The following is a 25097-nucleotide window of genomic DNA, read 5'->3' as shown; positions in this document are numbered from 1 at the left end:
TTAGTATAATGACTGGTAAAAATACGTTTCTTTTTGAAATATTCGAATTTAAACCGCAAAAAACGCTTCTAGCTCAGCCAAAGTCTCTGTTGATGTTTGAATATCTTTGACTACTTCTCCTTTGTTCAATGCGACAATTCGATTACAAACTTCAACGGTATGCAACAAATCGTGACTAGAAACTAAAACGGTTACGTCTGGATTTTGAGCCAATTCTTTGATGATTTTTTTCAATCGGTTTACGGTCGTTGGGTCTAAGTTGGCAAAAGGTTCGTCCAAAATAACGACTTCAGGGTTGCCTATTAAAGTTGCGATAATCCCAACTTTCTTTTGGTTTCCTTTAGACAAGTCTCTCAGGTATTTTTTGTTTTTTAGGATTTCGCCATTAAAAAACTCTTCGTGTTTTGCCAATAAAGCATCCACATCGGCTTTGTTTTGTCCACGTAAATCACCAATGAAATAAAAGTATTCCTCGGGGGTTAAATACCCAATCAAAAAGCTTTCATCCAAAAAGGAACCCGTAAAAGGTTTCCAACCTTCGCTAGTGTTAACTTGAACGCCATTATTTATAACGGCTCCTGTAGTTGGGTGAATTAAATCCAATAGCAAACTGAAAAAAGTAGTTTTTCCAGCGCCATTATTTCCGACCAATCCAAAACTTTCTCCTTTTGGAATTTCTAATTGGTCTATTTTTAAAACGGTGGTTCCGTTGTATGATTTTGAGAGGTTTTGTACTTGTATCATAATGAAAAGTCTGAAGTTAGAAATTAGAGGTTAGAAGGTATTCTTTTAAATTAGCTTTTTTGTTTGTAAGCCGCAATGGTTTTGTATTTTTCTCTTTTGTAAATTTTTTCAATTTGAAGGAACACCCAGTTTCTCATTGCAAAACCAATTACTCCCGCAAGAGCAACAAGGCCCAAACCTAATTCTTGTCCGCCAAAATATTTTCCCAAACCATACAAAAGCAAAGGCAAAACTAATTTTGGGATAGAGAGCAACATCGTGTTGACATTGAATGCTTTTTTGTCTCCAAAGGCACCTTGACTTTGAGTTAAATCGATTGGCGTTTTCGTAAAAGCACCTCCTAAGAGTACCAGATGTGAATTGATTCCAATATTGTAAATCGCGCCAGCCACAATGGTCAAATATACTTGCCATCCAAAATAAAGATAGAAACTAGCCAAAATCGTAGAAGCAAAAGTTGCTATTACAATTAACCACCATTTGGAATTCAAATAGCCACGATACGGGATGTTTTGCGTCATCATCAATTGATAATACGAACTGTCCCAACTCGGTACAAATTGACCAAATGTGAATAAAAATCCACCCGAAACAAAAATTCCTGCAAAAATGTACATCACTTGTGGCTGAGTTGGGTTGCCAAAGAAAATCAACCCATAAAACAAAAACAGCACACTCATAAGAACCGTTGTTTTGGAACGTTTGTTTCTTTTGATTAATTTAATGTCATTCTTCAAGAAAGTTCCTAAAGTACCAAATTGATTCAACCAAGTCAAATCTTCTGTCTTAGCAATTTCACCTTTTACCGCCAAACCAGCATCGAGATATAATTCGTTTTTGAAATAAACAAAGGTGTAATAGTACAACAATCCTAAGATTACAAGTGGAATAAGAAACACTCCTACAGTATGAAATAAAGCCTCAAAAAACGGAGCACTGTATAGCGTTACATCAAAATAACCGTAATATTGTAATCCACCAAGCACTGCAAGAATCGCAAGGAAAATACCAAATAATTGGTCTTTATTACTCAATATAATATTCAAAAAATTATTGATGTACACCAAGGCAAAAACACCCAAATGCCAAAACACTACAGATGCCACATCATACCCTTCATAAATCAAAACGACACTTAAAGGAATAAAAAGAAAAGCGTGCAAAATATTGAAAAAAGATAAGGCTGTCTTTCCTAGAGAAAAATGCACAATCGTAGGTCTCTTAATCGGTAAGACTAGTAAAGGACGAATATTGAGCACAGGGATTTTTTGAAGCATTAATCGAAAGGCCAAATCAAATAGAAAATAGTAGACCAAAAATTTATTGATGGTTACCAATGGGTCTAAATTCATTTTCTTAAGGGCGTAAAAACCCCCAATTCCTAGCACTAAAAACAACAAGGTAAAATAAGCAATCAAAAAGCCCATTAAAATTCGCATCGCCAAGCTCGTTCCAAAGGAAGCTGAACGCAAAAAGGCTTTCCACTCGAGGTAAATAAAACGTAAAAACATAGTTATTTGGGTTTAGTTGAAGAGTAAGTAAACAAAGAATATAAAACGTTACAAATTAGCCAAAGAATATTCTGGATAGGTTTGTAAAAGGTATTTTTTAGACTGTGAAGGAATTTCAAAAAAGATAACATACATCAAAATAGTCATCAGTACCAAAAAGAAACTGGCGAAAACTAAAAAATAGGTATTACTTATATAATGTTCTACTCGATTAAACAGTTGCATAAAGAGATTTAATGGAAAAATAATCGCGCCAGCGAAACCACCGTATTGATGCATAATATCCTCCATCAACCAGCGTTTTTGATGCTTTTGAATTTGCTTTTTGTGTTTCATACGATTTGAGATCATACCATACAAAGCAAAAAGCACCAATAATCCATAAAAAAGCAACACCCAATCGCCATTGTAATGACTTGATTTTAGTAACAAAAACAGTACCCCTGTAACTCCAATCGTTCCCATAATTTTGGGTAGCGTAAAAAAAGTCTTCACAATAGACCACACAATCTGATTGTATTTCTTTTGTAAAAATCGTTGTTTGCCTTCTACCACATCCATAAAGCCAAAAACGCCAAATTTTTTGAATTCGTTTTGTAAGGCTTGATCAAACGAAAGCTTTGGATTCTCTTGCCATTGTTCCTCAATAGCATTCGCCAAATGATCCACCAATTCGGTTTGGAGATCATACCATTCAACATAATGTTGACGCGTGAACCTATACAATTGATCGATTTGTTCGCTGGTTAGTTTCATAGAAATTTAGGAAAGTTGGTATTGCTTTTTGATGGTTTTGAGGATAGTTGTTTGAATATGAAGTCCCGTGATACAAATCAAAAAAAGCAAAACCCATATACTAATACTCGGAATTAGAAAATTGGAATTATAGTCAATACTTTGCTTGATAAAGTTCGCCAAACTTATACCCAACATTGGACCCGCTGATACCCTCCCTGAAGTAATTTCAATAGCTAAAAAACTTTTACCATTTATCTTTCTGTATTTTATCCAATTGTAAATCATCGGTACTGACAAAAAGAATAAAGATCCAAAAAGAATTCCAAGATATTTAGCAGGATTTTCAAAATAAAAAGAAACTTGATATGCTACAACACCTAATAAAATACTTGCAATAATTTTGGGAAATTTTAGAAACTCAGCAACCATTTTTCTTTGTTGTCTGTTGTATTCTTTTTGCAAAATAGCTTTTCGCTCTGCCACTATTGATTTAAAATAGCCTCTACCAAAACGCTGTTCCGCTTGGTGCTTTACCTGATGAAAAGTCAATTCCGGGTCTTGCTCCCAGATTTCTTCCATAATTGAAATCATATGGTCGGTCAGTTCCACTTGAATTTCGTACCATTTAATATCAAAGGATTGAATGTAATTCTCGATGTAGTTAATTTGTTCGGTGGTTAGTTTCATAATTACACTCTTTTAATTTTTTGTGCAAATTGATAATGTTGGTATAAAAATCGCGCTGAAGAAAAAAGGAAAAAACCATACAAAACAGTGGCTGCAACCGAACTTATTCTTATATCCTCAATGTTTTCAGTTCGGAAAAATGAAAAACCACCTAAGCTAATAATGACACAAAATGGTACAGATAATAAAAATGATTTATTAAACAACACTGAATAAGTTGTCTTCAATTTTGATTGATACAATAAGATTTTGGATACTAGTAGCACTATAATAGTTAACAAAAATGATTTTGGAATAATTAATTCAACATAATGCAGTACGGTTCTAAAAACTGGTATAGAACTCATACCATAAAACAGGAGTGTTACTATAAAACAAAACACGAGTCCTGTTAAAAGTTCTCTTTTCTTCAAAGAGGACAATCGATCGATTACAATTTTAGGAGCCACTAAATTTCGTCCTAAAAAAGCAGCACTTTGACTTGGCTTCAATTGCGCCTTCCAAGTATCGAAAACCCTATAAAAAGCGGGCATAAAAGACATTTCATCAATAGTCATTGTCACTTCAATTTCGGATGCAATATGATCAATCAATTCAAATTTAAGATCTTCAAAATCAAGACCATTTTTAACTAAAGTATGTTCTATATAATCAATTTGTTCGGTGGTTAGTTTCATAAAAAATAATTAAATACGGTTGGTTTTAAATTTCTGAATGGTAGAAAAAGCGTAACGACTGTAGACAAAAAACAAGGTTATGCTTATTGAAAGAGTTATAGCGTTTCCTTTAAAATCATCAAACCAACCATTAAGCATAGCATTTAAAAAATAAATTGTCATCAAGGCATAATTCAAATACTCTAAACGTAAGTATCGTTTTTTCATCACCAAAGAGAAATACATTCTTTGCGTTAATCCTAAACACAAAATCAAAAAATAACTTGCGTAATGAATTCCTTGAAACGATAAAATAGAATCAAAATACCAAACTAAGAAAAGCATCATACCACCAAAAATTAAGGTAATGGGATGCCATAGCGTGGGACAAAAACTAACAATAGCTTCTTTTAAGTAAGCAAAAGTTGCATTGTTTCTCTGTAACAACTGGGATTTATTGACTGCCATAAACACTTTAAAAGCTTCATAAAAATCCAGCGCTTCGTCTTGCATTTTATGCTCTACAGCTGTAGCGATATGGTCCGTTAATTCCGAACGCACATCAGCATAACGCACTTTTGAAACTTGTAAATAGTGGTCAATAAATTTTATTTGTTCTTGATTTAAAACTACCATAGCGCACTAAAATTCTAATTTTGGATTCACTAAACTTTGCATATTTCGGATAAAATCCTCCAACTCCGCTAATCGATTAACGGTTTCTGTGGTTCCTTTTTCGGTGAGTTTATAATACTTTCTCAAGCGGTTGTCTACTCGTTCTATCTCTACATCTAGCAATCCTTCGGCTTCCAATTTGTGCAACGCTGGATACAAGGCACCTTCGGTAATGGTCAATTCTCCTTGCGTCAACGCCTTTACTTTCTGGGTAATTTCGTACCCATACATTTTACCATTTTCTTCCAACAACTTCATAATAATGGTGTTGAGACTGCCTTTGTATAACTGTGAGTTTTTCATATTTTGAAGAATTAGAAAATCTATTTTTGAATCACAAATATACATAAGATTCTTATACATAACAAAATTAGGTATAAAAAATTCAATCGGTTGCGCAATCAAAGTTATGGTCTTTGCTATCTTTGTAAAAAAAATCAAATTATGCCTTCCTTTTTAAAACTCCTTATCAAAGAAGTAAAACGCGAAACCAAAGACGCCGTTTCCATACTTTTTAATGTCCCAGAAGAACTTACCTCTAATTATACTTTTACCGCAGGACAATACCTTAACTTGCGTTTAACCCTAGACAATCAAGAGATTCGCAGAGCCTATTCTATTTGTTCTGCTCCTGAAAGTGGGGAATTGCGCATTGCTGTAAAAGCGGTAAAAAATGGACTGTTTTCTCAATTTGCCACAAGCCGATTAAAAGCGGGAGACGTACTCGAAGTAGGACAACCCGAAGGAAAATTCACCTTCACTCCTGATGCCGAACGTCAAAGAAACTACGCCGCTTTTGTAGCAGGTAGCGGAATTACTCCTGTAATTTCTATCTTAAAATCGGTATTAAAAAGCGAACCAAAAAGTTCTTTTGTCTTGGTTTATGGTAATAAAACACCTGAAGAAACCATCTTTCATCAAGAATTACACGACTTGCAATTGCAATATGTTGGACGTCTTTTTGTACATTATGTTTATAGCAAAGTACACGCTGGAGAAGGCTTTTTTGGACGAATTGACAAATCGGTTGTGAATGCCGTACTTACGCAAAAACACGCCGCGCTGAATTTTGACAAGTACTTTTTGTGTGGTCCCGAAGAAATGATTACTACCGTTTCTACCATCTTAAAAGAGAAAAATGTAAAAGAATCGGCTATTAAGTTTGAATTGTTTACTTCTTCTACGCAAGAAAAAACGATTTCCGCAACTGTAGATGGTCATACTACTATTACCGTATTGGTAGACGACGAAGAAACCACTTTCGAAATGTCGGCCAAGCAAACCCTACTCGAAGCGACACTTAAACAAGGTATCGATGCTCCTTATTCATGTCAAGGCGGAATTTGCAGCAGCTGTTTATGTCGTATCACCGAAGGTACAGCCGAAATGAAGAAAAACTCTATTCTTTCTGATGATGAAATTGCCGAAGGTTTAATTCTAAGTTGTCAAGCCTATCCAACTTCTTCAACACTTCGTGTGGATTTTGATGATGTGTAATAGGTAGTATTCAGTGTTCAGTCCTTAGTCGTCAGTCGCTATTGTGAATACTATTATTGATTGTTGGAATTGAAATTAGCCGCGTTTTATGAAATCGATACGTGAAATTTTTAAAAACAAAGACTATCTTTTGGACGAACCTGAAGTGGTAGAATTGATGGACTATTGCGAAGCCTTGCAAGATGAAATTGTAGAATTCAAATTTCAACAAGCCAAGAACAAAGAATTAGCAATGCTCGATATGTTGAAAGAAGTGCTCAAAGGTTGCAATGCTATCGAAAAAGAACAAATGGAACACGAGCGTTTTGGCTATGAAGCGCCGAATTATCAAGCCACTATTTCGAATTTGAAAAGCTATATCCTAGAACGCTGTCGAGACGAGAAGATTTATTTATAATAAAATCCAAATTCCAATAACTATACTCTTGGAATTTGGATTTTTTCATGGTAGTGTCTCACTAACTGTGTAAGTTGAAAAGTTATTCTGAAAATTTGAGCTAATTCAAAAAGCTCAAAAATTTTCGGAAATAACTTTTTAACCTTTTATATATTTACATAGTTATGATTGACAGGTCAATGCCTATTCGAAATTGGGGAGTGGTTTTAAACCAATTTACCCTTATATTTGAAAAAAGGCTCCGATTATAAAAACCGAAGCCTTGACTTTTCAACTTACACACTTTTTGAGATAGTGTCTTTTTCATTGATTACTATAAAAAAGCATTCCACAAGAACATATTTTTTTGTCTTTTGTTTTCTTCTTTATCCTCACCATAGGTAAACCATTCCTTTGTTTTCTCTTCCATCAACGATTTTAAACCCTTTATGTCATATGTTTTTTTGGCTACAATGGGCTTTATAATGGTAGTATCTTTAACTGAAACATCTACTTTAGTAGCTACATAAGAAGTATATAACCTTGGAATTGTAAGCCCCAAAATCATACCTGGCAACCCACTTATTGAAACTGGACCACCAGAAATCGTAATTTCATCAGTGTAAAAAGCAAATACATAGACGTCATCAAAAATTTTACCAACCGCTTTTCTGCAATTATACCCCGCAATTTCTCTGTTTTCGTTCGTAATCTTCCATTCAATTTTTGGAATACTATCAGATACAACAAAATTAGTTCCTATAATTTGCTTTTGCATATTGAATATTCCTAAATTAAAATCAAAATACCAACTGTTTTCTTCATCTGAATCTTTTAGGTATTTTGGAATTCTTGTTTTTGGACTCCATCTATCAAATTTAAATACGCTTTTATTATCGGCAAAAGTGTAGTTGAAATAAGAAATTTTAAGGTCCGAAAGATTGTCCTTCATCATCTCATCCCAGCTATCGTTGCTCATCGTCTTTTTTAGATTGGTATTTACTTCGTATTCAATTACAGCTTTATCTACAAATTGCTGAGCAGTTGATGTTATTGTAAAAAAGAGTGCCGTTATAAAAAAAAGTATTGTTTTCATTGTTTTTAAGTTGTGAGTTAAGATTACAAATGATAGAATTTTTATTAAAATTTCTGTTTATTATAACCTAATTAGCCTTTAATCTATTTTTTTTCTGTTTCACCTTTATTTTTAAAATTCCAAGTAAAACCTATCATAGCATATCTTTTTAGCCTATCGTTTTGTTCCTGACTAATGGTGTTTCCAGAAATATTTCTTTGTATGCCTATGTTTTGATTCAAAATATCGCGTACCATAAAATAGGCCGTAAATTCGTCATTTTTAAAAGTACGTTGTAGTCTAGCATTCCACAATTGATTGGTTAGATTGTCTTGAAAATCAACCGTTTTTTGTCTTGTATTTAAACTATAATCTGTAGATAGTTTCCATTTTTCTGCAAAATAAACCCCCATATCTAAGCTCAACGTATTGGTGTTAAACGATTTAATTTCACTGTTTTGAGTAGTACTGTTTCGATTATATGTAAACCTATTACTTAAGTTTATATCATATTTCTTTTGTTTGGACTTACTTAAATAAACCGAAAGTCCTGTGTTTAAATTCTCCGAACTCCCCATTATAGTATTAATACTAAGTGCTGATTTAATGTAACCAAAAAATGGACTGAAATCAGCTCTCATATCTATTTTATTGAATTTTAATCCGTATCCTAAATAAAAATTTCCTGAGAAATTTCCATTGGTATTAATAGGTTTAGAAATGGTTTTAGCCGATTCTGGATCTATTATACTACTATAGATAATGGCATTAGTGGTTGTGTTAAAATAAATTCCTTGATAAAATTGAGTTTCTGTCAACATATCATAACTACTCTGAAAAATTTCTATTCTATTATTAAAAGATTGTTTTAAATCTGGATTCCCTAACGTTTGATTAAAAAAATCTTGATTATTTCTTAATGGTTGTAATTGATCTAGAGTAGGCTGAATGGTTCTCCCATAATAATTAACCCTTAAGTTACTATTACTTTTATATTTGTATGAGAAACTTGCCGATGGAAAAAAGTTAGTATAGCTACGTTTGTATTCTTTATTCATAGTTTTATCTAACAAATCAAAAGAAGTAAAACCAAAACCACTACCTATACTATAATTGATTTTTTTTGCATTGTAACTCAATTTTAAATTGGGTCTGTGCGTAATTATTGCTTGATCAAATTCATTCGACAATGAAGCCACCAATTGATCGTACTGTCCTGTATTTGCTGAATAATCATAAGTAAAATAGTTGTTTTTACCTTTATCAAAAGCAATTTGATAAGCAAACTGAAGTGAAAATTGTTTAGCTATAGGTTCAGAATAACTAAAACTAGCTGAAAAATTTTTAGTTGTTTTATCTCCTATTTTATTTTGATCTACATCATTTTTTGTATCAAAAACACCATTGACGTAACTCTCGTTAGAGGACTTTAAAAAATTATTCGAGTTGGTATTCATCATATTCCAACTACTATTTACGGTAAAAGTACGACGCGGTTTAGCAAATTTATGTTTAAACAAAACACTAGCAAACAACACTGCCTTATCTGAATTTGTGGTAAAAGCTCGCTGTTGTTTATTTTTCAATATTCCATCACTTCCTGTTGTAGTTCCGTTTGTAAATTCATCACTTTCTGTATCATAAAAATTTGAGTTCGCTGTAATTTTCAAGGAGTTTACTGAATCTAATTTTACATCATAAATAGCTTTGAGTTTAAAATTACTTCGATCTACATTTGTTACTGTCGTCTCATCTACATTCAATTGCGTATCTCCAACTTGTGATTGAGAAAGTCTACTATTATTATTAGTATAAATTTGCTTATTGAATTTTGGAGATACATTCAAATTTTGTTTTTCATTCCACTTATTAGAGTATTGTAATCCTGCATTGGTGTTCTTGATAAATCCATTTTGAGTATCTACGTATGGTTCACCATCGTTATTATCGCCTACCCATTCATAATTTACATTTCCATCATCATCCATATTCATACTAAAACTATCATCGCGAGATCCAAATTTCTCACTATCCTCCCAACCCAGTCCATCTTGACCAGTATTTCCGTTTAATAAAAATGCAGAAAGTTTTCTTTTGCCTTTAAAACTACTAAACATAAGATTGGTATTGTATCGGGAATCAGCAGCTGTAAATGGTTCGTTGGCACCGTCTATTTTACCAAAATATCCTTTCTTCTTGTCCTCTTTTAATTTTAAATTAATTGTTTTTTTAGTATTACCGTCATCTATTCCTGTAAATTCGGCTTGATCACTTTTCTTATCAAAAACTTGTACTTCTTTTACTGCATCGGCTCGTAAGTTTTTTACCGCCATACCTGGGTCATCTCCAAAAAATTCTTCACCATCTACCAAAACTTTTTGCACCGTCTCACCCATAGCTTTTATGGTTCCATTTTTATCTACTTGTATTCCAGGTAACTTTTTTAAAAGCTCTTCTACATTTGCGTTTTCACTAACAACAAAATCACTTGCTCTGTAACTGGTAGTATCCCCTTTGATTTTAATCGAACCTGTTTTGATAACCACTTCACGCAGCAGTTCTATCTTGCTTTTCAAAGCAATCGTTTCCAACTTATTTTCGTTTTCCTTAATGATTATAGGATCTATATAATCGGCATATTGATAATGTGAAGTCATCAGGATATAGTTTCCTGCTTTTACATTTTTAAAATTAAAATTTCCCTTTTTATCGGAACGGGTAAACTTATATAAAATAGAATCTACGGGAGTTAATAAAGCAACAACTGAATTGTAAACGGGTGTTTTTTCATTTCCATCGGTTAGAGTACCCGAGAGATGTACTTGTTGAGAAAAGACTGAAAATGAATATAAAAACAAAATTGTAATTAATCCTGTAATTCTTTGCATAAATAGTTTCTGTTTAATTGTATTAAAATTTCACGATAACAAAGCATCTCAAAAAATACTCTATTCTCTTAGATTTAACTTTTACTTGTAAGAGCAAACTCACAGGTAGCCAAAGTAGTATTTTTAATACGAATTAATTAAAAACTATTAGTTAAAAAATTGATAAAATTATTCTTTCAATAAAACACTAAGAAAATATTAGGTTTAACTAAGAATGCGGGATAGTTTCTTACTTATAACAATTATAAAACATTTATAATAGAATCAACAGCAATCGTTCTCATAGCGTCTTCGTAGCCTTCTACTTTTTTATTGCCATACACCGAAGTAGGTAACTTTGGAAACAGATTTCTATCCGCCACCAAGGCATTTTCTAACGGTTGATTAAATGGTGAAAAACCAGCGTAAGGATGGGTTGCTCCCCAAAGTGTAATGACTTTTACGCCCAACATCGCAGCTATATGTGCATTGCCTGAATCCATAGACAACATTACATCAAGGTTACTAATCAATTGTAGTTCTTGTGTAAACTTTATTTTTCCTGCTATGTTGATTACATTATCAAATGGTTTTGCCAAGGTATCCAATAGCTCCGTTTCTTTTTTCCCTCCACCAAAAAGCAAAATAGTTTGGTCTGGATTCGCTGCTAATTTTGAAATGACTTCCTGCATTAAATCCAAAGGATAGACTTTCGATTCATATTGTGCAAAAGGAGCAATTCCAATTAATTTTTGATTCGGATTACCAATGATTTTCAAGATTTCATCGGATAAAACTGCTTTTTCAGTAAAGATAGGATTGGACAAATCTAAAGTAAAACCCAGTGCTTCAAAAACTTGGCGATGTCTTTCAAACATTGTCGTCAGGGGCTTGAACACCTTATTTTCAGGACGCGTTAAGGCTTTTTTTCCATCTCTACCTTTGTCTACCGCTACCACTTTTTTACCTGACAACCTAAAAAGGGTACGCACGACCTGAGAACGAAGCACATTATGTAAATCTACAAAAGCGTCTATTTTCAGTGAATGCAACTCTCGAAAAAGACGTACTAGTCCTAAAAATCCTTTGTGATTCACTTTTTCGTCAAACGCAAAAAAAGTAAGATTTGGAATGCCATCAAAAAAAGGTTGAAAAAAAGGTCGAGAAACCATCGTAATTTTTACCTTGGGATATTGCTGAGCAAAGGCGCGAATTACGGGAACGGTCATCGCCACGTCTCCCATAGCCGAAAGTCGTATAATCGCGATATGTTGTATAGTACTAGACAATGAAGTGAGGTTTATAAAAAAAAGGAAATAAGAATTTTAAGTGGTACTTAACGCTCTTACTTCCTTTAATGAAGAATTAATATACTGTTTATTTTTTATTCTGATATAAAACTGGGTTCAATTCATCGTCGTTGTACATTTTCATTTGTTTGTACACTTTCATAAACTTGTCACCGTTTTCAATGTCTTGCAACAAATCGTCGATGGCTGTAGACAAATCGGTTCTTTGTTCCAAAAGGATATTTAACTTGGTTTGACAATTGTCTCTGTGTTCTTGAGAAGCTTCAACACGAGTAGCTTCTTCGTTCATATGATAAATTTTCAACGCCAAAATTGATAAACGGTCAAATGCCCAAGCTGGACTTTCAGAATTGATTTTTGCTGAATCTTTTACCGCTACACCGCTATATTTTTGAAGAAAATAACTATCGATGTATTCTACCATATCGGTACGTTCTTGATTCGATGCATCGATTTTTCTTTTTAAAGTCAACGCTGCTACTGGATCGATATTTGGATCACGGATGATGTCTTCATAATGCCATTGTACAGTATCTATCCAATTTTTCAAGTATAATAAATGCTCGAATTTTTCTTTTGGGTAAGGATTATTTATCGGTTGATCAACGCTATCAAATTGATGATAATCTTTGATGCTTTGCTCGAATACGGAATACGCTAATTTTGAAAACATATCTTTTAAATTTTAAAAAGACAAAGATACTTTTTATACTTTTATAGTATTCAAAATTTTACAAAAATTAAATTTCAAATTCGCTTATCATGCAAATCCATAATTTATCGGAATCAAATAGTGTTTTAAATCATTTTTTAGCACAAATCCGCGATGTATCCATTCAAAATGATAGCCTTCGTTTTCGCAGAAATATTGAACGCATTGGCGAAATTATGGCCTATGAATTAAGCAAAGTCGTGTCCTATGAAGACGTTAGCATTTCAACTCCTTTGGGAACAAAAGCTACCACAAAAATCAAAGATCCCCTAGTAATTTGCTCCATACTTCGAGCTGGATTAACCTTGCATCACGGTTTTTTGAACTACTTTGATGCTGCCGAAAATGGGTTTATTTCTGCCTATCGTCATCATCCGAATAATGATGATTACTTTGATATTTTAGTCGAATACCAAGCCGTAGCCGACATTGAAGGCAAAAACGTGCTTCTTGTTGACCCAATGCTAGCCACTGGACAATCTATCGTTGCGGTTTACAAAAAATTAGTGGAGAAGAAAACACCAGCCGCGCTTCACATTGCGGTGGTTATTGCTGCGCCAGAAGGAATCGCTTACCTAAAAGAACATTTGCCAAGCACTTGTCATTTATGGATTGGGGCCATCGACGATAAATTAAACGAAAAAAGCTATATCGTTCCTGGACTAGGAGATGCTGGCGATTTGGCTTACGGCACTAAATTATAGTTGTGTAAAAAAAGTAAACAAACTGCATACAATCAAAACACCCAAAATCAATTCTTGTTTTAACTGCTGTTGAAATACTTCTAAGGCATTGGTTCCCATGATGGCCAAAGGCGCAAACGCAAAAAGCAATAGGTCATTATTTTTATCAGGAGAAATAAAAAACACAGTTATCGCAATTACAAAAAAAGCAATCATTTTTTTATAAGAGCTATGCAAAAGCTGCGGTTTATTCGAATATGACAACAGCATAACGATTAGCAAGAAAAGAGACGCCGTCATAAAGATTGCAAATGCCCAATTTTGATAACTATTCGTAAAATAATTTAAGGATAAGTCAACATACAACTTATCTAACCAAAACTCTTGTAAGGTTGTGGTTTCAAAAGTCAGGAATACTAAAAAACCAATACTGACAACAAACAAGGCAATAAAAGGCAAAAACCAGTTTCTGTAATCACTAGAAACATGAAAAAGTACCGAAATAAATACCAAGGCAATAAACAAAACGCACCAAGGTTGTAAAATTGAGGCCAACAAAATCCATAATGCAGCATCAAATATCTTCTCTTTTGAGGCTTTCAAAGATTGTAAAGAAAGTAATCGTCGCAACGCTAAAAGCAAAAATAAATTAACGACAACGATTTTTAAATTATCAAATATCGAGGGGAAAAAAAGGAGGAACAAAAAGAAAAAGAAAACCGTGAAAGTACTGTCTTTGCTGAGTCCATTTTTTTTACAAATAAAATTAGTAATAAAAAGCGTCCCTACTAAAAGCAAAAAAATAAACACCTTTTGTGCAATCAAAAGCATCGATTTGAACCAAATCATTTCTTGAAATTGGTACATTAAAAAGAAAAACAACATCAAAATTACTACTAACGAATAATTTAATGGTGTAGATTTTTTAAAAACACTTGTAATCATAAGGATATTTTATACTTTTGTGACTGTAAATATAATACTTGTTTAAAAAGGAAATGCGCAAGTGCTAAAGATTATTCAATTTTTGATTGCTTTTACTCTTTCGCTACCCTGAAAAACACAACACATCCTTAATTTATATAAGTTATGAAAGCATTTTTCGAAGCAATACAATTTTTATTTGTAGACATTTTATTCAAGCCACTAGATTTATTGCGTGATTTGGAACTTTATTCTTGGTTTGCTGCTAATACCATCAACTGGATTTTTATGATTATCTGTTCAGCAGCTATCGTTTATTGGATCAAACAATTGCAGATTTTTGATGACGCAGGAACTGAAAACCAAGACACTACAGCACATTCTTTCTTAAAATAAGACGTAGCTCTATTGTAAGAATTAACAATAAAAAAGCCCAGTAGTTTAATTTTTTACTACTGGGCTTTCTTGTGCTTATAATTTACACCAAATCGAATCCGATGTCTTTTCTATAATTCATTTTTTCGAATTGAATTTTACTTACATTTTCGTAGGATTGCTGTAAGGCCTCTTCAAAATTGCTTCCGTAAGAAGTAATAGCCATCACTCGTCCACCATTAGTAACAACAGCTCCGTTGTCTAATTTGGTACCCGCGTGGAAAACAATAGAGTTTTCTACGTTTTCTAAACCTGAAATTACTTTCCCTTTCTCGAAATCTTCTGGATAACCTCCTGAAACTATCATTACGGTAGTAGCGCTTCTTTCATCAACTTCTAAATTGAATTCGTCTAGTTTTTCATTGGCTACTGCCAAAAACAACTCAACTATATCCGATTTTAAGCGAGGCACGACTACTTCGGTTTCTGGATCACCCATACGAACGTTATATTCAATCACAATCGGTTCGTTATTCACGTTAATCAAACCAATAAATACGAAACCTTTGTACGGAATGCCATCTTTTTGTAAACCAGCAATAGTAGGTTGTACAATTCGCGTTTCAATTTTTTCCATCAAAACAGCATCTACATAAGGCACAGGAGAAACCGCTCCCATTCCGCCAGTATTCAATCCAGTATCTCCTTCGCCAATTCGTTTGTAATCTTTGGCTGTAGGCAAAATTTTGTAACTTTTACCATCGGTTAGTACAAAACAGCTTAACTCGATTCCATCCAAAAATTCCTCGATAACTACTTTTGAACTCGCCGCACCAAACTTTTGACCTACCAACATATTGCGTAATTCAGTTTGTGCTTCGGCTAAATCCTGAATAATTAAAACACCTTTTCCAGCCGCTAATCCGTCTGCTTTTAAAACGTAAGGCGGTTGTAACGTCGCCAAGAACTCGCATCCTTTTTCTACTGTTTCGGCTGTAAAACTATCGTAAGCCGCAGTAGGAACTTGGTGATTCATCATGAATTCTTTAGCAAATTCCTTGCTTCCTTCAAGTTGTGCTCCCAATTTTGAAGGACCGATAACAGGGATATGTTTTAAATCTGCATCATTCAAAAAGAAATCATACACGCCTTTTACTAATGGGTCTTCTGGTCCTACGACTACCATCTCTATGTTTTCTTTTATCACCACGGCTTTGATGGCTTCAAAATCTGTAGCGCTAAAATCTAAATTGGTTGCTATCGTTGCTGTTCCTGCATTTCCAGGCGCTACAAATAGCGTGTCACAAAGTGGACTTTGAGTCATTTTCCAAGCAAAAGCATGTTCTCTTCCACCTGAACCTAATAGTAAAATATTCATGTTGTAGTTGTTTATTGTGTTGATTTTTCTCCTATTGAAGAAGTGGTGCAAAAATAATTGCTTTTGAACGTAAAAAATAATTTAATTGTAAAAAGTTCGTGTATATCTACCGATGCCCACTTAGATAGTTTATTTTTGATAAAATTTTATGCAATGTTTCGTCTTTTTGATTTAACCCTTCGACTCAATGGTTTCCCAATTCGTGAAGCAGAATTGGAATTGGATACCATTTTTAAATTATCCGATGCCGAACACCAGGCCTTTTTAGCCAAAAAAAAGAAGGAAATTGTGGCGTATCATTTAAAGAACAATACTTTTTATAAAACATTGGTTGGCAAAACAACCATTGAAAACTGGCACGATTTACCCGTTTTAAACAAACAACATCTTCAAAAACCATTGGCGGAACGTTTGTCGAAAGGTTATACAACCAAAAATGTTTATCTCAATAAAACCTCAGGCTCAAGCGGAACTCCTTTTGTTTTTGCCAAAGACAAATACACCCATGCATTAACTTGGGCATCGAATATCGCCCGATTTGGTTGGCACGGTATTGATTTTAACAGCTCCTATCAAGCCCGATTTTATGGCATTCCGATGGATTTTTTGGGCTATAGAAAAGAACGATTGAAAGACTTTTTGAGTCATCGATATCGCTTTCCTATTTTTGATTTGTCGGATAGGATTTTAGATGGTTTTTTGAAACAATTCGAGACCAAAAAATTTGATTACATCAATGGCTATACTTCTTCGATAGTTATGTTTGCCAAATTTTTGCAGCAAAAAAACAAGGTGCTCAAAACGATTTGTCCTACGCTGAAGGTTTGTGTCGTCACTTCAGAAATGCTTTTCCCAGAAGACAAGATACTCTTAGAAAAACAATTTGGCGTTCCGGTGGTTAATGAATACGGCGCGTCTGAGTTGGATTTGATTGCCTTTGAAAATCAAGTCGGAGAATGGCAAGTCAACGCTGAAACCTTGTTTGTAGAGATTTTGGACGAGAACAATCAAGCGGTTCCGAATGGTACTCCTGGGCGAATTGTGATTACTTCTCTCTTCAATAAAGCACATCCATTTATTCGCTATGACTTGGGTGATATTGGTATTTTGGATGAAAAAAGCACTCCAAAAAAACCTATTCTCAAACAACTAATTGGGCGAACCAATGATGTGGCGCAATTACCCAGTGGAAAAAAATCACCCGGATTGACTTTTTATTATGTGACCAAAAGCATCATTGAAGACGACGGTAATGTCAAGGAATTTATCATCAAACAAACCCAAATCAATACGTTTGAAATTGAATATGTAAGCCAAACCGAATTGAACGCAGCACAAATTCAAAAAATCGAAAGTGCTATTGCCTTGTATTTAGAAAATGGATTGATTTTTAGTTTCATTCGAAAAGAAAAACTCGAACGAAGTCATCGTGGGAAATTGAAGCAGTTTACTTCATTTTTAAAAAGTAAATAAAATCGTATATTAGTGTTTTCAAAAGAGAACATATGACTATCAATTCGCTACTTTCGGAAGAAACTATTGCTAACAAAATATACTTTATCCGTAACCAAAAAGTGATGCTGGATCGTGATTTAGCGATACTTTACGGAATTGAGACTAAAAGATTAAAAGAGCAAGTTAAACGTAATATTTCACGGTTTCCAGAAGATTTTATGTTTGAGCTTACTAAATCAGAATTTGAAAATTGGAGGTCGCAAATTGCGACCTCCAATTCGGATAAGATGGGCTTGCGCTATTTACCTATGGCTTTCACCGAACACGGCGTCTTGATGTTATCGAGCGTTTTAAAAAGCGATAAAGCCATTCAGGTGAATATCCAAATTATGCGCATATTTACGAAAGTACGACAAATGCTTTTGGACACCACAGACCTAAAAATCGACATCCTGCAGATTAAGAAAAAACTAGAAAATCACGACAAAAATATTGAATTGGTTTTCTCCTATTTGGATGAGTTGACTGAGAAGAAAGAGAACGAACCCAAGAGACCAACGATTGGGTATAAAAAATAAATCGTTTTTTGGTTACCAACAAATAGGCTAAATCTCTCCTTTTAGCCCCGGGAGGAGCGGCATCCTTTGTTTTTTTTCTTTAAAAAAATAAAGATATAGCGGATCACGGGACGATGATGACTGATAAAACCCATTGTTTCTGCTCCTAAACAGTAACTACATTTTTGATATATCTAGGCTTAACAACCAATTGTGTAAACAAAAAGCCGAGCATAATAAACAAAGCCACCACAAAATTATACCGATGAAATTGGCGATAAACGGCAAAGTTGTGTTGCAATAAGGCGACCTTTGAAGCCGAAAGCGAGTTGTTGCGAATGCGGTAATAGGCCAAACTTTCGGGAACGGGTTTGGCGCTTTTCAATTTCTTTAGAATGGTGAGCCAAAGCATCCAATCTTGACGTTTTCGAATGGAAGAAATGGCGATTTTTCCAAAAAAATCGGCGTCGTAAATGCCTGTTAAGTTGCCCACATAGTTGCAAAAAAACAACTGACGGTAGGATAGATTTTTGGGGGCTTCGACTAGTTTATGCAATGGATTTCCCGCTTCGTCTATGCATTCGTAAAAAGAAAAAGTAAATGGCTGCTGTTGTTCTTGCATAAATTGAAGCTGCCGTTCCAACTTATTGGGTTTCCATAAATCATCGGCGTCCAAAAAAGCGATGTAGTTGCCTTGGCAATGATGGAGGGCATTATTACGCGTAACACCTGTTCCGGAATTGGTTGGATTTTTGAAAATCCGAATGCGGTGGTCAGTTTGAGCGATATGTTGAGCGATGGCGAGCGTTGCATCTGTTGAACCATCGTCTACCAAAATTACTTCCCAATTTGGATAGGTTTGCTGTTGTACCGAAGCAAGCGTGTCAGCAATAAAATCGGCTGAATTGTAGGTTGGAATGATGATTGAAACTAGTTTTTCCATATTAATACGCTTTATCTTCACCTTTGATGGTGTTGAAAATCGTCATAAAAATGATTTTGATGTCCAACAAAATCGACCAGTTTTCCATATAAAAAATATCATATTTCACTCGGTTGATGATATCTGTTTCTTTTTCTACTTCGCCGCGATAGCCTTTGGTTTGCGCCAATCCTGTAATGCCTGGTTTTACAAAATGACGTACCATAAACTTATTGACGCGTTGCGCATACATTTCGGTATGGCTCACCATATGTGGCCTTGGTCCCACGACCGACATTTGTCCCAAAAAAACATTAATGAATTGCGGTAACTCGTCGATGCTGGTTTTTCGTAAAAATCGTCCCACTCGAGTAATTCTAGGGTCGTTTTTGGAAACTTGCTCAATATGGGCTTCTGGATTCAAATTCATAGAACGGAACTTGTAACAATCAAATTCGTGGTAGTTGAGTCCGTTTCTTTTTTGCACAAAAAACAAGGGGCCTTTAGACTCTAGTTTGATGATAATTGCTAAAATTGGGGTGAGCCAAGACAGAATCCCAATGATAACCAATAAAGAAAATAGTAGGTCAAAAACTCTTTTGATGCCTTTGTTCAATGCACTATCCAAAACAATGGTGCGCAACGAAATTACTGGAATGTAATCGTAATAATCGAAGGTAAAGTTTCGAGAAAGGATTTGTTTTTCGTTGGGAATAAACTTCAAGGTCTTCAAGTTATTGTCTGCAAAATCAACCAAGTCCGAGATTTGTCTCTGACTCAGGTCGTCCATCGCGCAGTACATCTCGTCGATTTTATGAGCTAAAACATACTCACAACTTTCTATAATATGATCTTTGCGATGATGTTCTAAGTCGAATACTTTTTCTAACACATAACCATAATCTGGGTTTTCGGTAAAAAAATGTTGCAAAGGCGCAATGTTTTTTGGACTACCCAAAAGGACCACTTTTCTAAAATTACCTCCAAAAAGCACTCTGAATTTTTGGAGAAAAAAGTAAATCGCCAACTTAAAAAACAACACAGCCGCAATAACAACAGAACTAAAAAAGAACGTCTTTTGAATACTGGCGCTTGAGTTATTGATAAAGATTACGGCTAACGAAAACAAGAAAAATAGCATCCACTGTTTGAAAGCGCAATTCAGTATAGCAATAACTTTGGTGTAACGATAGACTTCATAAAATCCTAAGGTCGATGCAATAACGAACCAAGCCATTATTAAAGCAAGAGGATCATACGACAACAAAGGCAAATCGGTACAATAAATAGCCGCTACTAAAATGATTGCACTATCCAAAACATAGGAAAAGGGCCGAATGTATCCTGAATATCTACCGGTTTTGGTCTTCACTGATGATGAGAATGAGCTTTGGGATTAAAAAATATACTTCGAAAAATCCTTATGTTCTTCCTTAGACAACTCTTCTTTGGATAGCGATTTAAAATAATCATAGGTAATTTTCATTCCTTCTGCACGATTCACTTTGGCCTCCCAACCCAATAATTCTTTGGCTTTGGTAGTATCTGGTTGACGCTGCAAAGGATCATTTATTGGTAATGGATGGTACACCACTTTTTGAGAAGTGCCCGTTAGCTTGATGATTTCTTCGGCAAAATCTTTAATCGTAATTTCGTCTGGGTTACCAATATTTACAGGATATGCATAATCCGAATGCAACAATCGAAAAATGCCTTCTACTTGGTCGTCTACATAACAAAAAGAACGCGTTTGCATCCCATCTCCAAAAATAGTCAAGTCTTCGCCACGAATGGCTTGTCCAATAAATGCTGGAATTACACGACCATCATTGAGACGCATTCTTGGTCCATAGGTATTAAATATTCTAACAATTCTGGTTTCTACTCCGTGAAAAGTGTGGTACGCCATCGTAATCGATTCCTGAAAACGTTTCGCTTCATCATACACCCCACGAGGTCCAATGGTATTGACATTTCCATAATATTCCTCCGTTTGTGGATGAACTAATGGATCTCCATATACCTCTGAAGTGGATGCGATAAGAATTCGGGCTTTTTTAACTCTCGCCAAACCCAATAAATTATGAGTGCCTAATGACCCAACTTTTAGGGTTTGAATTGGAATTTTTAAATAATCAATAGGACTCGCTGGTGATGCAAAATGCAAAATATAATCTAACTTTCCTGGAATATGCACAAACTTGGTAATATCATGATGGTAAAACTCAAAATGTTCTAATTTAAATAAATGCTCGATATTTTTTAAATCTCCAGTAATCAAGTTATCCATCCCAATTACGTGGTATCCTTCCTTAATAAAACGATCACACAAATGCGATCCCAAAAATCCTGCAGCTCCAGTGATAAGTATTCTTTTCATAGACATATGTTCTTGTGAACAAATATAGAAAGAATGAGGTTTGTAATAACTCCCTTTTGGAAGTTTTTATCACATAATTACTTGTTTGAAGTGCTATGTTCTTTATATTTTTCTTCCACAAAAGATTTAATTTCTCTTTCAAATCTTTCTTTAGAAAATTGCAAAGCATGTTGTCGAATTACATTTGGATCAAAAGATATTGTTTCGAAATGTAAGATAGCTTCTTTAACACTTTTAATGGTTTGTTCCTTAAAAAAAGTTCCCGTTTTATCTTCAAGTACCGTTTCGAGAGCGCCTCCTTTACCAAAAGCAATAACAGGAGTTCCACAAGCTTGAGCTTCTACGGGAATAATTCCAAAGTCTTCTTCTGCTGCAAAAACAAATCCTTTGGCTTTTTGCATGTACTTTTTTAAAAGTATGGCATCCACAAATCCAACAAGTTGAATGTTACTTTTGGCTATTTTTTGTATTTTTTGAAACTCTGGTCCATCGCCAGCTACAATTAATTGTAAGTGTGGTAATTCATTAAAAGTCTCAACAATTAATTGTGTTTTTTTATAGGAAACCATTCGTGAGGCGGTAAAATAATACGCTTCTTTTTGAGTTTCTAAACTAAAAAAATCAACATCTACAGGAGGGTAAATAACTGTTGCTTCTCGGTTATAAATCGCTTTTATTCGTTGGGCGATACATTTAGAATTGGCAATAAAAAAACTTACGTTGTGGGAATTAGCAATGTCCCATTTTTTAATTTTATTCAGAACAAATATTGCATACGCTCTTTTTAGTCCTTTCAACCCAGCATCGTCCAAATACTGCTCTTGTAAATCCCAAGCATAACGCATAGGGGAATGACAATAACAAATGTGCAACTGATTTTTGGTAGTACGAACTCCTTTTGCAATTGAAGACGATGAGCTCAATATTATTTCGTATTCCCTCAAATTAAATTGTTGAATAGCTAAGGGGAAAAGTTGTAAAAACTTTCGGTGATTGGACTTAACTGTTGGTAAATTTTGAATAAAGGTTGTTTTTGCCTTTTTCCCATTTAAAATAAAAGTTCTGTCGTTTTCATTCAGAAAATCGATTAATGCAAAATGATCAAAATCATCCCATATTTGATTCAAGGAATGGATTACTTTTTCTGCACCTCCGTTTACATAATACCAATCGTTAATTAATGCTTTTTTCATGAAAGTTTATTGGAAAATTTTTCGTGCAAAGTAATAAAAGTAATACGCGTTTTTACCAAAATTTAGATTTATAAAATACAGAAGTTTAGGAAACCAGTGATTGAATAGGCTCAGTTTTTCTAATTCTGTCTTAAGTTCAAATAAGATTTTTTTGGTTACTCCCACATTCATTTCAAAAATATGAAACGACTGTCGGATCATTAACTCATTTCTTAACTCTTGAGCTATTTTTACGTTATAAAATCTTTCGACATCATTACTTATATCTATTACTCCTTTCCACATTGATGCTCTACCTTTGGCAGAATATGCTCCTGAAATATGTGTTTTCCCATCCTTATCTGAATCCCCAAAAAGTGGTGGATTTCCTGCTCTTCCCGCTACAGAAGGCATAGACAAATATCCTATTCCATTTGTGCAAAAGGCATGAGCAGCAAGATAAATTTGATAATAAAGCGTGCCATCGTATTTATCAGTTGCCAACTCTTTAGCCCAAATTTTATTAATCACTAATCCGCCAACAAACCCACAGGCTCTAAATATTAATTTAGGAGAATCACCTTTCTTAATAATTGTTTCTTCTGACAAAATTCTAGAAATTCCTAAGGGTTTATTTATGTCTTTTTCAAAACGCACAAAAGGTCTTGAAATCATTGCAACAGAATTGTTTCGCTGACAAAAAGAATGAATCTCTTCTAATCCACTTTTTAGAAACAAATCATCATTACCAATAAGGATAACCCATTTATAAAGTGCTATATCAATTAATTTTCTAATATTAGCATCATACCCAAGGTTTTCTTCATTTTCAACATAAGTCAGAATAACGTTTTTTAATTCAAATAAGGGCTTAAACTGATTGGTTATTTGAGTAATTACTGATCGCTCTTTTGAAAAATCTTCACATATAACAACTTCATCTGGCATTCGATTCATATCAAGAATGGACTGCAATAATTCTTCATATTCTTTAGGTCTCCCATAAGCTGGAATGGCAATGCTGTATCCTTCTTTTATTTTGTGCATTAAAAAGTTCTTGTTTTCTGATTTTTCCAAAAATAAAATTTTAATTTGTAAAAAGTTTCAAAAAAGAAACTTTGCTTTACGATTACTTTTATAAACGCAATCTATCTGTAAATAGTGTTTAAAAATATTTCTCTGAGTTTTGGAATTAATATAGTCAATTTATTGTTTCCCCTTTTTTTAATTCCCTTTTACATCAAAACATTTGGAATTGAAAACTATGGGTTAATTGCCATTTCTATGGCGTTAATCAATTTGATATCTGTCATTTATGACTATTCCTGGTATGCTTTTGCACCAATTGAAATAAAGAAAATTGGTGATAATAGTAACTTTTTAAATCAGTATATTTCTAAAGTCATTACTACAAAAGTTTATATTTTTATCCCAACACTTTTATTTTTAGGAGCATTTGTTTTCTTTTTTGAAGATTTGAAAAACCAAATCGTATTTTCATTATCACTCTTGATTTTCTTGTTTTCCAGATCACAAAACAATCTTTGTTTCTTTATTGGCATGAATAAAGTAAACATTTATTTTATAATTAATACAGTAGTTAAAATTACTTGTATTGTATTAATTATTGTAACCTTAAGTAAACAAGAAGATTACCAATATGTTTTCTATTATTTAGGAATAACGGACATCTTACTATTTCTTTTATCAACCTTATATTTGATTATTAAATGTCGCTTTCGTTATAAAGTTTCGAACTTATCTGAGGTATATAATGAACTAAAGCTAGGTTTTAAATTATTCCTGACAAATGTAACGATTTGTGCTTTACTCAATTCAAGTACATTAATCCTTGGCTTGTTTTTAGACAATGCAACAGTGGGAATTTACAATGTTGCAGAAAAAATAATTATGCTTTGCAAACAATCAATAAGTGTTTTATTTCAGGGGGTCTACTATAAAGCTTGTTCCATTGGTATTGCTAATACTACACGACTTAACAGGTTTCTAAAATTCATTTTTATTTTTTACTTGGTTATCTATGGTTTGGGCACCATATTCATACTTTTTATTCCTTCGCAACTTATTCAAATTTTTAGTTACACCGCAACGGCAGAATCTAGCAAATACTTAATCATGCTTGCTCCATTACCCTTGATTGCAGCCTTGAATCAATCTGCCTATATAAGTTTGATTCTCCATCATAAGAAAAACAGCTATTTTTACTCCCATTTATTTGGCTTACTTCTTAATATTCTTTTAGCTACTGTGCTGTGCTATTTTTTTGCTGTATATGGAATTATAATTGCGTTGATTCTGACAGAAGTATTTATAACTCTTTATCTTAATTTTTCAATAATTCACGATAAAAAGTTGAATTTTTTTAAACCTCAAATAGACTAG

At 33.9% G+C, this 25097-nt stretch carries 25 protein-coding genes; 7 read left to right on the top strand and 18 right to left on the bottom strand.

The features are described from left to right. Positions 1-48: 48 nt before the first annotated feature. From FLAVO9AF_RS12060 to FLAVO9AF_RS12030, 7 genes are read right to left on the bottom strand one after another with little or no spacing between them, the layout of a single operon-like run. Complete coding sequence (locus FLAVO9AF_RS12060) at positions 49-744, bottom strand: ABC transporter ATP-binding protein (protein WP_064715907.1); 696 nt, start codon at positions 742-744, stop codon at positions 49-51. Positions 745-794: 50 nt separating this feature from the next. After that, the gene (locus FLAVO9AF_RS12055) at positions 795-2255 is read right to left on the bottom strand and encodes a DUF5687 family protein (protein ID WP_159689013.1); all 1461 of its coding nucleotides are present in this window, start codon (positions 2253-2255) and stop codon (positions 795-797) included. Positions 2256-2303: 48 nt separating this feature from the next. Continuing rightward, the gene (locus FLAVO9AF_RS12050) at positions 2304-3011 is read right to left on the bottom strand and encodes a hypothetical protein (RefSeq protein WP_159689010.1); all 708 of its coding nucleotides are present in this window, start codon (positions 3009-3011) and stop codon (positions 2304-2306) included. A 6-nt stretch (positions 3012-3017) separates the two neighbouring features. Further along, positions 3018-3680, bottom strand: a complete 663-nt coding sequence (locus FLAVO9AF_RS12045; RefSeq protein ID WP_159689007.1) for a hypothetical protein — start codon at positions 3678-3680, stop codon at positions 3018-3020. Positions 3681-3682: 2 nt separating this feature from the next. Then, entirely contained in the window at positions 3683-4357 is a 675-nt protein-coding gene (locus FLAVO9AF_RS12040) for a hypothetical protein (protein ID WP_159689004.1), read from the bottom strand. A gap of 9 nt (positions 4358-4366) precedes the next feature. Then, positions 4367-4972 carry a hypothetical protein gene (locus FLAVO9AF_RS12035; protein WP_159689001.1) on the bottom strand — a complete coding sequence of 202 codons (606 nt, stop codon included), beginning with the start codon at positions 4970-4972 and terminating at the stop codon, positions 4367-4369. 6 nt (positions 4973-4978) lie between these two features. Then, positions 4979-5314: a PadR family transcriptional regulator gene (locus FLAVO9AF_RS12030; RefSeq protein WP_024980561.1), complete on the bottom strand. Its 336-nt coding sequence runs from the start codon at positions 5312-5314 to the stop codon at positions 4979-4981. A 141-nt stretch (positions 5315-5455) separates the two neighbouring features. On the opposite strand from FLAVO9AF_RS12030, the gene FLAVO9AF_RS12025 reads away from it, so the two are divergent. After that, positions 5456-6508 carry a ferredoxin--NADP reductase gene (locus tag FLAVO9AF_RS12025; protein WP_159688998.1) on the top strand — a complete coding sequence of 351 codons (1053 nt, stop codon included), beginning with the start codon at positions 5456-5458 and terminating at the stop codon, positions 6506-6508. A gap of 88 nt (positions 6509-6596) precedes the next feature. Beyond that, positions 6597-6905 (top strand): hypothetical protein, encoded by a 309-nt coding sequence (locus FLAVO9AF_RS12020; protein WP_159688993.1) that lies wholly within the window; start codon positions 6597-6599, stop codon positions 6903-6905. A gap of 313 nt (positions 6906-7218) precedes the next feature. Here FLAVO9AF_RS12020 and FLAVO9AF_RS12015 read toward each other — a convergent pair whose 3' ends face one another. From FLAVO9AF_RS12015 to FLAVO9AF_RS12000, 4 genes are all read right to left on the bottom strand, one after another. Then, on the bottom strand, positions 7219-7980 hold the full coding sequence (locus FLAVO9AF_RS12015; protein WP_159688990.1) for a GLPGLI family protein: 762 nt from the start codon (positions 7978-7980) through the stop codon (positions 7219-7221). Between the two features lie 83 nt (positions 7981-8063). Further along, a complete protein-coding gene (locus FLAVO9AF_RS12010; RefSeq protein WP_159688987.1) occupies positions 8064-10847 on the bottom strand; it encodes an outer membrane beta-barrel protein in 2784 nt (927 codons plus the stop codon). Between the two features lie 242 nt (positions 10848-11089). Next, complete coding sequence (locus tag FLAVO9AF_RS12005; RefSeq protein WP_159691085.1) at positions 11090-12070, bottom strand: glycosyltransferase family 9 protein; 981 nt, start codon at positions 12068-12070, stop codon at positions 11090-11092. Between the two features lie 133 nt (positions 12071-12203). Further along, positions 12204-12809, bottom strand: coding sequence for a DUF4254 domain-containing protein (locus tag FLAVO9AF_RS12000; protein ID WP_159688985.1), 606 nt, complete (start codon positions 12807-12809; stop codon positions 12204-12206). 89 nt (positions 12810-12898) lie between these two features. Here FLAVO9AF_RS12000 and upp point away from each other — a divergent pair, with 89 nt between their 5' ends. Next, positions 12899-13552, top strand: a complete 654-nt coding sequence (gene upp / locus FLAVO9AF_RS11995; protein WP_159688982.1) for a uracil phosphoribosyltransferase — start codon at positions 12899-12901, stop codon at positions 13550-13552. On the opposite strand, the gene FLAVO9AF_RS11990 is transcribed toward upp, so the two are convergent. Beyond that, positions 13547-14476 (bottom strand): DUF6427 family protein, encoded by a 930-nt coding sequence (locus tag FLAVO9AF_RS11990; protein WP_159688979.1) that lies wholly within the window; start codon positions 14474-14476, stop codon positions 13547-13549. The two genes, upp and FLAVO9AF_RS11990, sit on opposite strands and share 6 nt — an antisense overlap. 144 nt (positions 14477-14620) lie before the next feature. Here FLAVO9AF_RS11990 and FLAVO9AF_RS11985 point away from each other — a divergent pair, with 144 nt between their 5' ends. Beyond that, entirely contained in the window at positions 14621-14851 is a 231-nt protein-coding gene (locus FLAVO9AF_RS11985; protein ID WP_159688976.1) for a uracil phosphoribosyltransferase, read from the top strand. Between the two features lie 82 nt (positions 14852-14933). Here FLAVO9AF_RS11985 and purD read toward each other — a convergent pair whose 3' ends face one another. Beyond that, entirely contained in the window at positions 14934-16208 is a 1275-nt protein-coding gene (gene purD / locus FLAVO9AF_RS11980) for a phosphoribosylamine--glycine ligase (RefSeq protein WP_159688974.1), read from the bottom strand. 153 nt (positions 16209-16361) lie between these two features. On the opposite strand from purD, the gene FLAVO9AF_RS11975 reads away from it, so the two are divergent. Beyond that, positions 16362-17681 carry a phenylacetate--CoA ligase family protein gene (locus FLAVO9AF_RS11975; protein WP_159688971.1) on the top strand — a complete coding sequence of 440 codons (1320 nt, stop codon included), beginning with the start codon at positions 16362-16364 and terminating at the stop codon, positions 17679-17681. 32 nt (positions 17682-17713) lie between these two features. Then, entirely contained in the window at positions 17714-18241 is a 528-nt protein-coding gene (locus FLAVO9AF_RS11970; RefSeq protein WP_159688969.1) for an ORF6N domain-containing protein, read from the top strand. 145 nt (positions 18242-18386) lie between these two features. Here FLAVO9AF_RS11970 and FLAVO9AF_RS11965 read toward each other — a convergent pair whose 3' ends face one another. The 5 genes from FLAVO9AF_RS11965 to FLAVO9AF_RS11945 all read right to left on the bottom strand — a co-directional run bounded on the left by FLAVO9AF_RS11965 (position 18387) and on the right by FLAVO9AF_RS11945 (position 23771). Then, positions 18387-19163, bottom strand: a complete 777-nt coding sequence (locus FLAVO9AF_RS11965) for a glycosyltransferase family 2 protein (protein WP_159688966.1) — start codon at positions 19161-19163, stop codon at positions 18387-18389. Between the two features lies 1 nt (position 19164). Next, positions 19165-20514, bottom strand: a complete 1350-nt coding sequence (locus tag FLAVO9AF_RS11960) for an exopolysaccharide biosynthesis polyprenyl glycosylphosphotransferase (protein WP_159688963.1) — start codon at positions 20512-20514, stop codon at positions 19165-19167. A gap of 24 nt (positions 20515-20538) precedes the next feature. Further along, the gene (locus tag FLAVO9AF_RS11955) at positions 20539-21522 is read right to left on the bottom strand and encodes a UDP-glucuronic acid decarboxylase family protein (protein ID WP_159688960.1); all 984 of its coding nucleotides are present in this window, start codon (positions 21520-21522) and stop codon (positions 20539-20541) included. Positions 21523-21599: 77 nt separating this feature from the next. Further along, positions 21600-22715, bottom strand: coding sequence for a glycosyltransferase (locus FLAVO9AF_RS11950; protein ID WP_159688957.1), 1116 nt, complete (start codon positions 22713-22715; stop codon positions 21600-21602). A 6-nt stretch (positions 22716-22721) separates the two neighbouring features. Beyond that, positions 22722-23771 (bottom strand): glycosyltransferase, encoded by a 1050-nt coding sequence (locus FLAVO9AF_RS11945; protein WP_159688954.1) that lies wholly within the window; start codon positions 23769-23771, stop codon positions 22722-22724. Positions 23772-23855: 84 nt separating this feature from the next. On the opposite strand from FLAVO9AF_RS11945, the gene FLAVO9AF_RS11940 reads away from it, so the two are divergent. Further along, positions 23856-25097, top strand: coding sequence for an oligosaccharide flippase family protein (locus FLAVO9AF_RS11940; RefSeq protein WP_159688951.1), 1242 nt, complete (start codon positions 23856-23858; stop codon positions 25095-25097).

This window comes from Flavobacterium sp. 9R, from assembly GCF_902506345.1.
In the GTDB taxonomy this organism is placed as follows: Bacteria; Bacteroidota; Bacteroidia; order Flavobacteriales; family Flavobacteriaceae; genus Flavobacterium.
The sequence above is the reverse complement of the archived record's forward strand: the minus strand, read 5'-3'. Positions and strand labels throughout refer to the sequence as shown.

What these genes read in the sequence shown, in the direction of transcription:
- FLAVO9AF_RS12060 (WP_064715907.1), bottom strand. Translation starts at nt 744, where the DNA reads ATGATACAAGTACAAAACCTCTCAAAATCATACAACGGAACCACCGTT.
- FLAVO9AF_RS12055 (WP_159689013.1), bottom strand. Translation starts at nt 2,255, where the DNA reads ATGTTTTTACGTTTTATTTACCTCGAGTGGAAAGCCTTTTTGCGTTCA.
- FLAVO9AF_RS12050 (WP_159689010.1), bottom strand. Translation starts at nt 3,011, where the DNA reads ATGAAACTAACCAGCGAACAAATCGATCAATTGTATAGGTTCACGCGT.
- FLAVO9AF_RS12045 (WP_159689007.1), bottom strand. Translation starts at nt 3,680, where the DNA reads ATGAAACTAACCACCGAACAAATTAACTACATCGAGAATTACATTCAA.
- FLAVO9AF_RS12040 (WP_159689004.1), bottom strand. Translation starts at nt 4,357, where the DNA reads ATGAAACTAACCACCGAACAAATTGATTATATAGAACATACTTTAGTT.
- FLAVO9AF_RS12035 (WP_159689001.1), bottom strand. Translation starts at nt 4,972, where the DNA reads ATGGTAGTTTTAAATCAAGAACAAATAAAATTTATTGACCACTATTTA.
- FLAVO9AF_RS12030 (WP_024980561.1), bottom strand. Translation starts at nt 5,314, where the DNA reads ATGAAAAACTCACAGTTATACAAAGGCAGTCTCAACACCATTATTATG.
- FLAVO9AF_RS12025 (WP_159688998.1), top strand. Translation starts at nt 5,456, where the DNA reads ATGCCTTCCTTTTTAAAACTCCTTATCAAAGAAGTAAAACGCGAAACC.
- FLAVO9AF_RS12020 (WP_159688993.1), top strand. Translation starts at nt 6,597, where the DNA reads ATGAAATCGATACGTGAAATTTTTAAAAACAAAGACTATCTTTTGGAC.
- FLAVO9AF_RS12015 (WP_159688990.1), bottom strand. Translation starts at nt 7,980, where the DNA reads ATGAAAACAATACTTTTTTTTATAACGGCACTCTTTTTTACAATAACA.
- FLAVO9AF_RS12010 (WP_159688987.1), bottom strand. Translation starts at nt 10,847, where the DNA reads ATGCAAAGAATTACAGGATTAATTACAATTTTGTTTTTATATTCATTT.
- FLAVO9AF_RS12005 (WP_159691085.1), bottom strand. Translation starts at nt 12,070, where the DNA reads ATGGGAGACGTGGCGATGACCGTTCCCGTAATTCGCGCCTTTGCTCAG.
- FLAVO9AF_RS12000 (WP_159688985.1), bottom strand. Translation starts at nt 12,809, where the DNA reads ATGTTTTCAAAATTAGCGTATTCCGTATTCGAGCAAAGCATCAAAGAT.
- upp (WP_159688982.1), top strand. Translation starts at nt 12,899, where the DNA reads ATGCAAATCCATAATTTATCGGAATCAAATAGTGTTTTAAATCATTTT.
- FLAVO9AF_RS11990 (WP_159688979.1), bottom strand. Translation starts at nt 14,476, where the DNA reads ATGATTACAAGTGTTTTTAAAAAATCTACACCATTAAATTATTCGTTA.
- FLAVO9AF_RS11985 (WP_159688976.1), top strand. Translation starts at nt 14,621, where the DNA reads ATGAAAGCATTTTTCGAAGCAATACAATTTTTATTTGTAGACATTTTA.
- purD (WP_159688974.1), bottom strand. Translation starts at nt 16,208, where the DNA reads ATGAATATTTTACTATTAGGTTCAGGTGGAAGAGAACATGCTTTTGCT.
- FLAVO9AF_RS11975 (WP_159688971.1), top strand. Translation starts at nt 16,362, where the DNA reads ATGTTTCGTCTTTTTGATTTAACCCTTCGACTCAATGGTTTCCCAATT.
- FLAVO9AF_RS11970 (WP_159688969.1), top strand. Translation starts at nt 17,714, where the DNA reads ATGACTATCAATTCGCTACTTTCGGAAGAAACTATTGCTAACAAAATA.
- FLAVO9AF_RS11965 (WP_159688966.1), bottom strand. Translation starts at nt 19,163, where the DNA reads ATGGAAAAACTAGTTTCAATCATCATTCCAACCTACAATTCAGCCGAT.
- FLAVO9AF_RS11955 (WP_159688960.1), bottom strand. Translation starts at nt 21,522, where the DNA reads ATGAAAAGAATACTTATCACTGGAGCTGCAGGATTTTTGGGATCGCAT.
- FLAVO9AF_RS11950 (WP_159688957.1), bottom strand. Translation starts at nt 22,715, where the DNA reads ATGAAAAAAGCATTAATTAACGATTGGTATTATGTAAACGGAGGTGCA.